The 672-nt window shown below is 36.6% G+C and carries 1 protein-coding gene; it reads right to left on the bottom strand.

The window, feature by feature from the left end; translation table 11 throughout:
• A partial coding sequence (locus ACFSR0_RS07395) for an RNA-guided endonuclease InsQ/TnpB family protein (protein WP_379981415.1) occupies positions 1–576 on the bottom strand: 576 nt, incomplete at its 3' end.
• Between the last annotated feature and the right edge of the window lie 96 nt (positions 577–672).

Consider the following 672-nt stretch of genomic DNA (forward strand, 5'->3'; position numbering starts at 1 on the left):
CTTGGTTTTCACTATCTCCGTTGTTGTTTGATGCAAATGATTCTGACGAATATTCGCTAGTTTTCGATGTGTATGCCGAATTTCTTTTTCTAATTTATAGATGTTACATGTTTTGACAAATCGGTTTCCCTCCTTATTCATACCGTATTTTCGAGAGACTTTACGCTGTAACCGACGTAATCGCTTCTCAATCTTTCTTACTTTGCCAGTTTTATTCATGTTCTTGTAGACTTTACCATTAGAAACAATCGCTAAATCTTTGATACCAAGGTCAATTCCAAGGGGTTCACCAGTTAAGTCCTGCACTGGTTGCTCTTCATCAATACCAACTGAAACATACCAATACTTTCCATCAAAGCTGATTCGTGGGTTAGAATACTTCGTATTCACTGGCAACTGTTCGCTTGTTTTTACCCAACCAACTTTTTCAAGCAAAACCAATTTAGTTTTTACTTTCAATTTGATAGTGTCATTATAAAAAGCTGGTTTTGATTTCTTTCTTGACTTGAAATGTGGCTTTTCAGCCTTTAAACGACTTTTATCTGTCCCTACCATCAAACCACTTTTCGTAGGCATCACATGCATCTTTTACAGCTTGCTTGGCTATATTGTTTGATACGTGATTCAACCAAGCGTATTTAGGACGTTGCTTCATTTTTGTGATGTGCTTTC

The sequence above is a fragment of the Enterococcus camelliae genome (assembly GCF_042685105.1).
Classification (GTDB): domain Bacteria; phylum Bacillota; class Bacilli; order Lactobacillales; family Enterococcaceae; genus Enterococcus_G; species Enterococcus_G camelliae.